The organism is Nocardioides eburneiflavus, assembly GCF_004785795.1.
GTDB lineage: Bacteria > Actinomycetota > Actinomycetes > Propionibacteriales > Nocardioidaceae > Nocardioides > Nocardioides eburneiflavus.
Genome location: NZ_SRRO01000001.1, coordinates 1,486,190 through 1,498,158 on the forward strand (window position 1 = coordinate 1,486,190; position 11,969 = coordinate 1,498,158).

The 11,969-nt window shown below is 69.7% G+C and carries 12 protein-coding genes; 11 read left to right on the forward strand and 1 reads right to left on the reverse strand.

Going from position 1 to position 11,969, the window contains the following annotated elements; genetic code table 11:
* Window positions 1-22 precede the first annotated feature (22 nt).
* The 3 genes from galE to EXE59_RS07000 all read left to right on the forward strand — a co-directional run bounded on the left by galE (window position 23) and on the right by EXE59_RS07000 (window position 1,844).
* Window positions 23-1,036, forward strand: coding sequence for a UDP-glucose 4-epimerase GalE (gene galE / locus EXE59_RS06990; protein WP_135838261.1), 1,014 nt, complete (start codon window positions 23-25; stop codon window positions 1,034-1,036).
* A gap of 132 nt (window positions 1,037-1,168) precedes the next feature.
* Entirely contained in the window at window positions 1,169-1,504 is a 336-nt protein-coding gene (locus tag EXE59_RS06995; RefSeq protein WP_135838262.1) for a hypothetical protein, read from the forward strand.
* A 67-nt stretch (window positions 1,505-1,571) separates the two neighbouring features.
* Window positions 1,572-1,844, forward strand: a complete 273-nt coding sequence (locus tag EXE59_RS07000; protein ID WP_135838263.1) for a PDDEXK family nuclease — start codon at window positions 1,572-1,574, stop codon at window positions 1,842-1,844.
* Window positions 1,845-1,893: 49 nt separating this feature from the next.
* Here the strand turns inward: EXE59_RS07000 and EXE59_RS07005 are convergent, their stop codons facing one another.
* A complete protein-coding gene (locus tag EXE59_RS07005) occupies window positions 1,894-2,796 on the reverse strand; it encodes a dihydropteroate synthase (RefSeq protein WP_168218428.1) in 903 nt (300 codons plus the stop codon).
* 31 nt (window positions 2,797-2,827) lie between these two features.
* Between EXE59_RS07005 and EXE59_RS07010 the strand changes: the two genes are divergently transcribed.
* From EXE59_RS07010 to EXE59_RS07045, 8 genes are all read left to right on the forward strand, one after another.
* Window positions 2,828-3,502, forward strand: coding sequence for a dihydrofolate reductase family protein (locus EXE59_RS07010; RefSeq protein WP_246056581.1), 675 nt, complete (start codon window positions 2,828-2,830; stop codon window positions 3,500-3,502).
* Between the two features lie 126 nt (window positions 3,503-3,628).
* On the forward strand, window positions 3,629-4,621 hold the full coding sequence (locus tag EXE59_RS07015) for a LacI family DNA-binding transcriptional regulator (protein WP_210428908.1): 993 nt from the start codon (window positions 3,629-3,631) through the stop codon (window positions 4,619-4,621).
* 142 nt (window positions 4,622-4,763) lie between these two features.
* The gene (locus EXE59_RS07020) at window positions 4,764-6,278 is read left to right on the forward strand and encodes a family 43 glycosylhydrolase (RefSeq protein ID WP_135838266.1); all 1,515 of its coding nucleotides are present in this window, start codon (window positions 4,764-4,766) and stop codon (window positions 6,276-6,278) included.
* The gene (locus EXE59_RS07025) at window positions 6,275-7,609 is read left to right on the forward strand and encodes an ABC transporter substrate-binding protein (RefSeq protein WP_210428909.1); all 1,335 of its coding nucleotides are present in this window, start codon (window positions 6,275-6,277) and stop codon (window positions 7,607-7,609) included. Before EXE59_RS07020 ends, EXE59_RS07025 begins: the two co-directional genes overlap by 4 nt.
* Window positions 7,610-7,679: 70 nt before the next feature.
* Entirely contained in the window at window positions 7,680-8,576 is an 897-nt protein-coding gene (locus tag EXE59_RS07030) for a carbohydrate ABC transporter permease (protein ID WP_210428910.1), read from the forward strand.
* A 104-nt stretch (window positions 8,577-8,680) separates the two neighbouring features.
* The gene (locus EXE59_RS07035; protein WP_210428911.1) at window positions 8,681-9,472 is read left to right on the forward strand and encodes a carbohydrate ABC transporter permease; all 792 of its coding nucleotides are present in this window, start codon (window positions 8,681-8,683) and stop codon (window positions 9,470-9,472) included.
* Complete coding sequence (locus tag EXE59_RS07040) at window positions 9,469-10,503, forward strand: LacI family DNA-binding transcriptional regulator (protein WP_135838268.1); 1,035 nt, start codon at window positions 9,469-9,471, stop codon at window positions 10,501-10,503. The genes EXE59_RS07035 and EXE59_RS07040 overlap by 4 nt, the downstream gene beginning before the upstream one ends.
* A gap of 10 nt (window positions 10,504-10,513) precedes the next feature.
* Window positions 10,514-11,953 carry a glycoside hydrolase family 32 protein gene (locus EXE59_RS07045; RefSeq protein WP_210428912.1) on the forward strand — a complete coding sequence of 480 codons (1,440 nt, stop codon included), beginning with the start codon at window positions 10,514-10,516 and terminating at the stop codon, window positions 11,951-11,953.
* The last annotated feature ends 16 nt before the right edge of the window (window positions 11,954-11,969 follow it).

Consider the following 11,969-nt stretch of genomic DNA (forward strand, 5'->3'; position numbering starts at 1 on the left):
GCGCATCGTTAGGGTGTGGCTCATGAAGATCCTCGTCAGCGGCGGCGCCGGCTACATCGGCTCGCACACCGTCGTCCAGCTCGTCGCCGCCGGTCATGACGTGGTCATCGTCGACAACTTCAGCAACGCCCACCCGACCGTCCTGGGGCGGATGGAGGCACTCACGGGAACCGCGCTGACGCTGCACGCCTTCGACCTCTGCGACTACGACAAGACCGAGCACCTCTTCGCTGCCGAGGACTTCGACGCGGTGATCCACTTCGCCGGATACAAGGCCGTGGGGGAGAGCGTCGCCAAGCCGCTGGACTACTACGAGAACAACCTCGGCTCCACCTTCTCGCTGGTGCGTGCGATGCAGAAGAACAACGTCGACAAGCTCGTCTTCTCCTCGAGCGCGACCGTGTACGGCACGGACCAGGCCGGCGCCACGGAGGACCGCCCGACCTTCGCCACCAACCCCTACGGCTGGACGAAGGTGATGCAGGAGCAGATCCTGCGCGACGTCGCCGCCGCCGCGCCGCAGATGCGCTTCGCGCTGCTGCGCTACTTCAACCCCGTCGGGGCCCACGCGTCCGGCACCATCGGCGAGGATCCTTCGGGCATCCCCAACAACCTCATGCCATTCATCGCGCAGGTCGCGGTCGGCAAGCGCGAGAAGCTCCAGGTGTTCGGCGACGACTACGACACCCCCGACGGCACCGGCGTGCGCGACTACATCCACGTCGAGGACCTCGCGGCCGGTCACGTGGCCGCCCTCGAGGCGCTGACCACCACGTCTGATCCCGTCAACGTGTGGAACCTCGGCTCGGGCCACGGCACGAGCGTCCTCGAGCTGCTGCACGCCTTCGAGCGCGCGGTCGGCCGGGAGCTCCCCTACGAGGTCGTCGCCCGCCGGCCCGGCGACGTCGCCACGTCGTACGCCGACCCGAGCAAGGCCAACCGCGAGCTCGGCTGGCGCACCAAGAGGTCGGTCGACGAGATGGCCGCTGACACGTGGCGCTGGCAGTCCCAGAACCCGCAGGGGTTCGCCGGCTGACGAACGTAGGCAGTTGGGCGCTGCTGGCTGCGTCCGTACGCTCGGCGTGCTCTGATCCGCCTCGAACTGCCTTCGTTGGTGGCCTGTGGATCACGGGATGCGACGGCCCGGCGGCTGGGACAGGCTGGCGGGATGACACCGTCGTACGTCATCGGCATCTTCGGCGGTGTCGCACGCTGGAGCGAGATCGGCTGCCTGGTCACGCGCGCGCAGGTCGACGCCGAGCTTGCTGCGGGGACCATCACCAGGCTGCGTCGGGGCACGTACGCGCTGGGCGACCTGGCCGAGGTCAGGTCCGTCGCCCAGTCCCACGCGGCGACCGTCTCCCACCTGAGCGCCGCCATCGACCACGGCTGGAAGGTCAAGTGGCCGCCCGAGGGCCGTGACCCCGAGCCAGCTGTTGGCCGCGGCGGAGGCCAGCCCGCGGACGGGGCGGGCCAAGGCACTGCGGGTCGTACGAGCGGCTGACGGTCGAGCGGCCAACCCCTTCGAGTCGTGTGCCCGCGCGATCGCGGCCGACGTGCGTGGTCTGCGCGTGGAGCCACAGGTGTGGCTCCAGGGCGTAGGTCGGGTGGACCTCTGCGACATCTCGCTGGGGATCGTGGTCGAGTGCGAGTCGTACGAGTTCCACAGCGACGCGAAGTCGCTCGAGAAGGACGTGAGGCGCTACACCGCCTGTGCGCGGCGTGGCCTGGTGGTCGTGAGGTTCACCTGGAAGGAGGTCATGCTCGATCCGGACTACTGTCGACAGGCCCTCCAGGACGTCGTCGACCTCCGACTCCAGCAGGCAGTTCGACGGACGTGGTGATCCGTCCAGGCTCAGCTCGGGGGAGCGGCGGGCCAACTGCCTACGTTGGTCAGCGGACCTCCAGCTCCTCGAGCCCGCGGAGCACGGAGCGCAGGTGCGCCACCTCGTGCGTCCGGACCAGGTGGGTGCCGCCGAGGGTGGCGAAGACGGCGTAGAACCCTTCCGCCTTGCGGAACTCGTCGCCGAAGATGTCGAAGCTGTGGGGGACGGCGTTGCAGACGGGTACGCCGAGCGGCCGCAGTCGGAAGGTCTGCGAGAGGACGCGCACCTGGTGGCGCGCGCGGGTCATCGGGTCGACGAGGTTGCCGTAGTAGAAGCCCATCCCGGGATCGACGACGATCTTGTCGACCCCGAGCGAGCGGGCGTGGGCGATGCGTGGCGCGAAGTGGTCGAGCAGGACCGGCATCGGGTCGGCGTCGGGCGGGACGTCGGCGATCTCGCGCACGTTGGACGTCACCCCGAAGCACATCACCACGGCCGCGTCGTACTCGGCGGCGAGCGCGAGCATCTCCTCCTCGTGCAGGCGGCCCGTCATGTTGAGGACCCGTGCGCCGGCGTCGAGGCAGGCGCGCACCACCTCCGGCTCGTACGTCTCGACGGACACCACGGCCTCCGCCGCAAGCTGCTTCACCGCGGGCACCAGCGTCGCGACCTGGTCGTCGGCGGCGACCCGGGCGGCGCGGGCGTTGCTCGACTCCGCGCCGAGGTCGATGAGGGCGGCACCCTGGGCTGCCTGGATCCGCCCCATGCGTACGGCGTCGGCCGGACTGGTCGCGACGCTCTCGCGGTAGGTCGAGTCGCGGGAGAGGTTGATGCAGCCCATCAGGGCCACCGGTCCGTCGCCGATGGTGACCGGCCCACGGGGCCCGTCGAGCACCACGGGCTCGACCGGTGCCGCGAGGTCGTCCGCGTACGCCTGGTGGAGGGCGGCGAGGTCCGCAAGGGTGATCACGTTCGCCAGCGTAAGGGGCAGGATGAAGGGCGTGAGCGACCTCGAGCTGCAGCGCCTGGCCGACCTGTCCGACGACGAGCTGGCGGCGGCGTACACGCCGGAGCGCGAGCCGTGGCTGCGGGTCAACTTCGTCAGCACGGTGGACGGGGCAGCGCAGGGTTCGGACGGGGTGAGCAAGAGCATCAACAACGACGCCGACAAGCGGGTCTTCGACGCCCTGCGGCGGCGGGCGCACTGCCTCGTGGTGGGCGCCGGGACGCTGCGCGACGAGGGCTACGACGTGCCGCCGATCCCGTTGGTCGTCGTCACCAGGTCCGCCGACGTCCCGCCCACGCTGCGCGGGGCTCCCCGCGGGCGGATCCTGATGGCGACGGTGGCGTCCTCCGACGGGCTGACCGCCGCGCGCGAGGCGCTCGGCGAGGACAACGTCATGGCGCTCGGTGAGGACGAGATCGACCTCGTCGCCCTCAAGTCCGCCCTGGTCGAGCGTGGGTGGACCGAGCAGCTGTGCGAGGGCGGGCCGTCGCTCTTCGCCGACCTGCTGGCGGCCGGGGTCGTCGACGAGCTGTGCTGGACGATCGTGCCGGCCCTCACCGGTGGCGACGCCGTACGCATCGCCACCGGCGCGGAGGTCGAGGTCGCGCTGCGTCCCGCCCTGCTGCTGGAGCAGGACGGGACGCTGCTGGGGCGCTGGCTGGTGGAGTGACGCCCGCCCTCGTTGCTCGCATGAGAGGCTGCCCAGCAGGGCTGGGTGCAGCGACACGAGCTGCACGGTGGCGAGATCGGGGTGGTGATGACGAGGGACCGACTCCCCCGAGTCCGACTCAGGGACGTGGCCGAACGTGCCGGGGTGTCCACGACGACGGTCTCGTTCGTCCTCAACGAGCGCCCAGGCACCGGCATCTCGGTCGACACCCGCGATCGCGTCCTGCGCGCCGCGCGGGAGATGGGCTACCGCCCCAACGCAGCGGCCCGCAGCCTGCGAACGCAGGTCACGAACACGATCGGGTTGATCTCCGACCAGATCGTCACCGACAACTACGGCGGCGACCTGGTCCGCGGGGCGTTGGTGACCGCCCTCGAGCTCGACCACCTGCTGATCGTGGTCGAGTCCCAGGACGACCCGGAGGTGGAGCGCCGGCTCGTCGGGGACCTGCTGTCCCGCCAGGTGGACGGCATCATCCTCGCCACGATCACCAGCGACCGCATCGGGCTTCCCGGGATCCGTCACGGGCGGACCGTGCTGCTCAACTGCACGTCCTCCCACGCGCTGCCCGCCATCCTCGCCGACGAGCTCGCCGGCGGACGTGACGCCGCGAACGCACTGCTCCGAGCCGGCCACCGGCGCGGCATCTACCTGGTCGGCGAGGTGGCCGAAGCAGTGCGCCCCGCCAGGGAGAGGCGCCGCGGAGTGGCGGCTGCCCTCGGCGAGGCAGGCGTCGAGCTCGAGGGAACGATCGAGTGCACGTGGTGGCCGGAGTCGGCGTACGACGCCGTCAGCACGCACCTCGCCTCGGGGGAGGTCCCCCGGGCCCTGATCTGTCTCAACGACCGCGTCGCCTTCGGGGCGTACCAGGCACTCGCCGACGCGGGCCTGCACGTCCCCGAGGACGTCTCCGTGGTGTCCTTCGACGACTCCGAGCTCGCGCGGTGGCTGCGGCCACAGCTGACGTCGGTCGCCCTGCCCTACTTCGACATGGGTCGCATCGCCGTCGAGTCCGTCCTCGGGCTGAGCGAGGAGTGGGCTGCCTCGCAGCAGCAGGAGCAGCTCGTCGCCATGCCGTTGCGTGAGCGAGGCTCCATCGCCCCGCCACGGCGCCCCTGACGTCGGCACGGTCCTTCCGCCTGCCTCGGGACGGGGCCGCCCTCCGTCTGACGGGTCATCGAGAAGTCGTGGTAAAACGCTTGACCATGCGACCTACGTCACATACGGTTCGTGATCAAAGGTTTAACCAAGGAGATTGATCGTGACGAGACACCTGTTCCACCAGCCACCCGACGGGTGGGTCGGAGACGTGATCCCCTGGCAGGAGGACGGTGTCCTGTCGCTCTTCTACCTCCACGAGGAGCGGATCGAGCCCAAGCCCGGCACTCCCTGGCGGGTGATGCGCACCAAGGACCTGCTGGCCTACTCCGAGGCCGAGGTCGCACTGTCGGCGGGCGCCGACGACGCCGTTGACTTCAACGCCTACACCGGCAGCGTGGTCGCCGACGAGAACGGCACCCACCACCTCTTCTACACCGGTCAGAACCCGCGCATCCTCGGCGAGGACGGTCAACCCCTCCAGGTGGTGCTGCACGCCACCAGTGACGACGCGATGACCACGTGGCAACGCCACCACGGGCGCCCCATCGTCGCCCCCGCCGGGTACGAGTCAGCCGACTGGCGCGACCCGTTCGTGCTCCGGGACGAGGAGGCCGGCCTGTGGCGGATGCTCGTGACCGCCAGGCACGACAACGGCCCGCAGCGTCGACGCGGCGTCATCGCCCAGCTCGTCTCCCAGGACCTGGTGACCTGGGAGCCGGTCGAGCCGTTCTGGGACCCACGCCGCTACGTCGCGCACGAGTGCCCCGAGGTGTTCGAGTGGAACGGGTGGTACTACCTGGTCTACTCCGAGTTCTCCGACGCGTTCGCCACCCGCTACCGGATGGCCCGCAGCCTGCATGGTCCGTGGCTGGCGCCCGAGCACGACTCCCTGGACGGGCGCGCCTTCTACGCCGCCAAGTCGGTGGAGTGGAACGGTCGACGCCTCTTCTTCGGCTGGATCGCCAGTCGCGAGGGCGACCGTGACGAGGGGCCGTGGCAGTGGGCCGGCACCTTGGCGGTGCTCGAGGCACGCCAGCGTCCTGACGGCACCCTCGCCTTCGGGTTCACCGACGAGCTGCTGGGCTCGTTCACCCGGGTCCTCCCTCTCGACCGGACCGAGCTGCCCGGCGCCCTGGACGCCCACGGACGGCACCGCGCGGTCGTGCTGTGCGACGCCCTGCCTGACACCTTCCACGCCTCGCTGCGCGTGCGCATCGACGAGCACGGCGCCGAGTGCGGAGTGCTGCTGCGCACCAGCCCGGACGGTGACATGGGCTACATCATCCGGCTCGAGCCGCGGCGCGGCCGCATGGTCCTCGACCGCTGGCCGCGGCGCCGGACCGGCGATGCCCAGTGGGAGATCTCGGGCGACGTGCCACACGTCGTCGAGCTGGAGCGTCCCTGCGACCTCTCGCCGGGCGAGCACATCCTCGACGTGGTCGTCGAGGGCGATATCTGCGTGGTCAACCTGGACCGCGCGGTGAGCCTGAGCACGCGCCTCTACGACTTCACCGGAGGTGGGCTCGGTGTCTTCGCGACCGAGGGTGTCCTCCGGGTCGAGGACGTCGCGCTGCGGGCAGTGCCCGAACCACAGGCTTCTCGGGGAATCTCGTCAGACCCACCACCCAGCTCAACTGACAGCCTCGCGTCGCACAGAGAGAAGGAATCGTCATGAAGACTCACCCGATGAGGTCCGCCGCCACCGCGGTCCTCGCCTCGGCCGCACTGTTGTTGTCGGCGTGCGGCGGCTCGGGCGGCTCGTCCGACCCCAGCGATGTCAACCCTGAGGGAGAGATCGAGGCCCGCGAGATCTCGTGGCTGCTCTCCCGACCGGCCGACGGCGGCGTCATCACGGCCATGCAGCAGATCGCCGACGAGTACGCCGAGGAGCACCCTGGCTTCGAGCTCAACCTGATCACCACCCCGGACCGACCGTCGTACCTCCAGAAGTACGAGACCCTGGCCGCGGCCAACAAGCTCCCCGAGCTGTTCGACACCGACGCCACTCCGTTCGCCCAGAAGCTGGCCGACCAGGGCCGCATGATGGACGTCGAGGAGCTGCTCACCACCCTGGACCTGTACGAGGACTACCGGCCCGCGGCACTGAACTACCAGCGCTTCGACGACGGTTCGCTGCACATGATCCCGTTCGAGTTCCAGCTGGAGTTCTTCTGGTACAACACGGCGCTGTTCGAGGAAGCTGGGGTCGAGGTGCCACAGACACTCGACGACTTCCCAGCGATGTGCCGCGACCTCCGCGAGGCGGGCATCACCCCGATCGCACTGGACGGCCAGGACCAGTGGCCGCTCGAGCGCTACATGGCGTACCACCCCTTCCGCACCGCAGGACCCGACTACGTGCAGGACCTGAAGGGCGCAGACGCGTCGTTGTCCGACGAGACCGGCCGCGCGGCCGTCGAGTGGATGCACTCCCTCGGCGAGGCCGAATGCTTCGACGACGGGTTCTCGTCCACCGGCTACGCCGATGCCCAGGCGCAGTTCACCTCGGGGGAGGCCGCTGTCTACAACATCGGGACCTGGGAGCTGGCCAACCTGGCCACCGACAACCTCGACGCAGCGGTGCGCGACGACATCGACTACTTCACCCTCCCGATGACGGGTGGCGCTGCGACAGCCGCGAACGAGTACGTCACCCCGTCGGGCATCGGGATGGCCGTCAACAGCGCCACGTTCGACCCGTTGGTGCGTGACTTCCTGGGCCACGCCCTCGAGCGCTACCCCGAGGTGTACGCCGCGACGGGCGCGCTCTCGCCCACCACCACCGTCGAGACCACCATCCCGGACAACGCCACGCCGCTGTACCAGCGCGCGGTCGACCAGGCCGACGACGTGGGCGAGGCCATCGCGATGCCGTGGGACACCCAGCTCGACCCGGCCTCCAACACGCGGCTGCAGCAGGAGCTGACGCTGCTCGTGCAGGGCGAGATCACGCCGGACGAGTTCATCTCTACCGTCGACGACGCCATCCGCAAGAACGCCACGTGATCTGGTGGCGGGGCGGTCGAACGCCGCCCCGCCACCATCCCCGTACACCGATGCCACCGAAGGGACACTGATGACGTCGTCCAGCATGCTTCCCAGCCGGTCGAGGACGTCCGTGCTGGTCTTCCTGCTCCCGCCGCTGCTGCTGTACGGCGCCGCGGTGCTGCTCCCGATCGTCCAGTCGCTCTTCCTCAGCTTCTTCAGCTGGGACGGCATCACCGACCTGAGGTTCGTCGGCCTGGACAACTACGCCGAGATGTTCGCGGGGGACGACGTCTTCTGGACCTCGTTCCTCAACTCGCTCGGCTACGTGGCGGTCTGCCTGTTCATGCAGCTCGGCGCCGCGCTCGTGGTCGCCAGCCTGCTGCTCAACCTGACGCGCGGCCGCCAGCTGGTCAAGACGCTCTACCTCCTGCCCGCGGTGATCTCGACGGTCGCCATCGCGATCCTCTTCCAGCGCATCTATGCGGCCGGCTCGGACGGCATGCTCAACCAGGCGCTGGCCTGGGTCGGGCTCGAGAGCCTCCAGCAGGCGTGGCTGTCCGACGTCGACACGGTGCTCATGGCGGTCTCGATCCCCGAGGGCTGGCGGTTCTCGGGGCTGTACATGCTGATCATCTACGCCGCCCTCCTCGCCGTGCCCAAGGAGCTGGAGGAGGCGGCGCGGCTGGACGGTGCGAACTGGTGGCAGCTGTTCACGCAGATCCGCTTCCCGCACATCCGACCGGTGTGGGCGACCACCACGATCATGGCCACCACGTACGCGCTGCGCGGCTTCGACATCCCCTACCTGCTCACCAACGGCGGGCCGGGGCAGTCCTCGGAGCTGCTGACCACGTACATGTACAAGACGGCGTTCACCAACACCGACTACGGCTACGCCAGTGCGATGTCGGTGTTCATCGTCGCTGAGTGCCTGATCGCCGTCGGCCTGATCGTCCTCCTCCTCCGCCGAAAGGCCGACGCGTGACCACCCTCGCCACCCGCCCCGACCTGGCCCCCGCTCCGTCGACGCCCGGACCCTCCAGGCCGCCCGGCCGAGTGAGGATCCACCGCGCACTGGTACGAGCCACGGTGACGCTGATCGTCGTCGCGCAGGTCTACCCGCTCGTGTGGATCTTCATCTCCAGCGTCCGCACGCCACAGGACTTCGCCGGCGGCGACCCGTTCGCGATACCCACCGACATCACCTTCGACAACTACGCGCGCGCCTTCGACGTCGGGAACCTGGGCCTCAACATGGTCAACAGCCTCGTGGTGACGCTCGGGTCCAGTGCGCTCATCGTGCTCCTGGGGATGATGGCCGCCTTCGCCCTGCAGGTGCTCGGCTTCCGGTTCAGCGGTCTCGTGCGCGGAATGTTCCTGATGGGCATCATCGTTCCCGTGCAGATCGCGCTGGTGCCGTTGTTCATCGACTACTCGAGGATCGGCCTGCTCGACACCTACGCGTCCATGATCATCCCGCTCGCGGGCTTCTCGCTGCCGATGGCGATCTACCTGTTCTCCTCGTTCTACGAGTACATCCCTCGCGAGACGTACGAGGCCGCCTCGCTCGACGGCGCCGGCCCCTACCGGATCTTCGCCCAGATCACGCTGCCGCTGTCGCTCAACACGATCGTCACGGTGGTGATGGTCAACAGCATCTTCATCTGGAACGACTTCATCTTCGCCAACACGTTCGTGCTCTCCGATGACCTCAAGACCGTCCCGCTCGGCCTGCAGAACTACATTGGCGCGATGGGCAACGTCGACTGGACAGCCACCTTCGCCGCTGTCTGCGTGTCGATCACGCCCTTGCTGCTCATCTTCCTCGTGCTCAACAAGGCGATGATCCAGGGCCTCGAGAGCGGAGCCACGAAGGGATGACACCCACCACACCACGCGACGACGAGCCGTCCTCGCCCCGCTCGCCGGTCGTGATGCGCGACGTCGCCAAGGCCGCGGGCGTCTCGGTGGCCACCGTCTCGCACGTCGTCAACGACAACCCTCGCGCCCGTATCGGCCAGGCGGCCCGCGAACGCGTACGACGCGCGATCGAGGAGCTCGGCTACCGCCCCAACGCCCTGGCCAAGACACTCGTCACCGGCAGCTCCAGCTTCATCGGCCTGGTGGCCGATGCGATCGCGACGACGCCGTTCGCGGGCCAGATCATCCAGGGCGCCCAGGACGAGGCGTGGAAGCACGGGTACGTGCTCCTGGTGGCCAACACCGGCGGGAACGAGGCCGCGGAGGAGCAGGCGATCGCGATGATGCTCGAGCACAAGGTCCGCGGGATCCTCTACTCCACCTGGTTCCACCGGGCCGTGACGCCACCTGCCGCGCTGGCCGAGACCGACGCCGTGCTGGTCGGCTGCTACTCCGAGGACAGCTCGCTGCAGGCAGTGGTGCCCGACGAGGTGCAAGGCGGCCGTACGGCGACCCAGCTGCTGCTGGACGCGGGCCACCGGCGCATCGCGTTCATCAACACCTCCCACCCGTCGCCGGCCCAGACCGGGCGGCTGGAGGGGTATCGGGAGCTGCTCGAGCGCGCCGGAGTCGGGTACGACCCGGCGCTCGTCGTCGAGGCGACCTCGGACCAGGAAGGCGGCTACGAGGCGGCGATGCGAGTGCTCGAGCACGACGTGACCGCTGTGTTCTGCCACAACGACCGGGTGGCGATGGGACTCTACGACGCCGCGCGGGACCGGTCCCTGAGGGTGCCCGACGACCTCGCCGTGGTCGGCTTCGACGACCAGGAGGTCATCAGCGCCCACCTTCGGCCGCCGCTCACCACCGTGGCCCTGCCTCACTACGACCTCGGGGCGGCGGGCGTCCGGCTGCTGCTGGGGATCGATGAGCCCACCGCCGGCACCGCTCGCCTGGTTGCCTGCCCGCCGGTCGTCCGGTCCTCGGTCTGAGGTCGGGTTCGTGGACACTCCCGTCAGCCGCCCGGCGTACCACTTCACGCCGGCTCGTCACTGGATGAACGATCCCAACGGGCTCGTCGTCGTCGACGGCACCTGGCACATGTTCTTCCAGCACAACCCGCACGGACCCGAGTGGGGCAACATGAGCTGGGGGCACGCGTCCAGCACCGACCTGATCCACTGGACCGAGCACCCCGTGGCCATCGAGCACCGCCCCGGTGAGCAGATCTGGTCCGGCTCGGTGGTGATCGACCGGAGCCCGGAGGGCGCGCCGGTCCTGGTGGCCGTGCACACCAGCAGCTTCGAGGCCGGGGGACAGGCACAGTCCCTGGCGGTCAGCCACGACCGGGGGCTCAGCTGGCACCCCGCGGACGACGGCGGTCCCGTCCTCGACAGGGGCACGACCGACTTCCGCGACCCCAAGGTCTTCGCCCACACCTCCGACAGCGGCGACGCGTCCTGGGTGATGGTGGTCGTGGAGGCCGTTGACCGGCAGATTCTCGTCTTCCGCTCCCCGGACCTGCGCTCGTGGGAGCACGCCAGCACTCTCGGCCCGTACGGACCCGAGCCCGACGGCGCTGAGGTGTGGGAGTGCCCCGACCTGTTCCCGCTGGAGCTCGACGACGATCCCGCCGACGTGCGGTGGGTACTCACCTGGAGCACCAACCCGGTCGGCCCCGACGGCGATCCTCGGGGCTCGTCGATGAGCTACCTCCTCGGCGGGTTCGACGGCTGCACGTTCGTACCCGACTCGGACGAGCCGGAACGCCTCGACGCCGGGCGGGACTTCTACGCCGGCATCACGTTCGACAGCGCACCCGCGGGGCGCCGCGTGATGATCGGCTGGATGAGCAACTGGCGCTATGCCCACGACGTGCCGACGACGCCTTGGCGGGGTGCGATGTCGCTGCCGCGCGAGCTGGCCCTGCGCACCGTCGACGGGCGTCCTCGACTGGTCCAGCACCTGCCGCCCGAGCTGGCGCGCCTCGATCCTCGATCGACCCAACCGCTCGTGCGTGAGGCATCCCTGGCGACCCCGCTCGCGCTGCGGGAAGCGGATCACGCCCTCCTCGACCTCGACTGGGAGCTCGGCACGGCGACCGAGGTGGGCCTGCGGATCGGAGCCGGGCCGGAGCCGTGCGCGACCCTGGCCTACGACGCAGGGGCCGCGACGCTGCGCGTCGAGCGCGGGGGGCAGGGTGCCGGGTTCCATCCCGACTTCGCCGGTGCCAGCGCCGTACGTGTGCCGGCTCGAGGCGGTCGACTGCGGCTGCTCGTGAGCCTGGACGGACCGCTGCTCGAGGTGTTCGCCGACGACGGGGCCACCTCTGTGTCCAGCCTGGTCCTGCCGGGGTCCGGCGGCTCCGCGCTGGAGGTGTACGCCGAGGGTCGAGCCCGGGTCACCGTCCGCGCGACCCGGCCCGACCCGCCCCCGCGGTGAGGGCAGGCCCGATCCC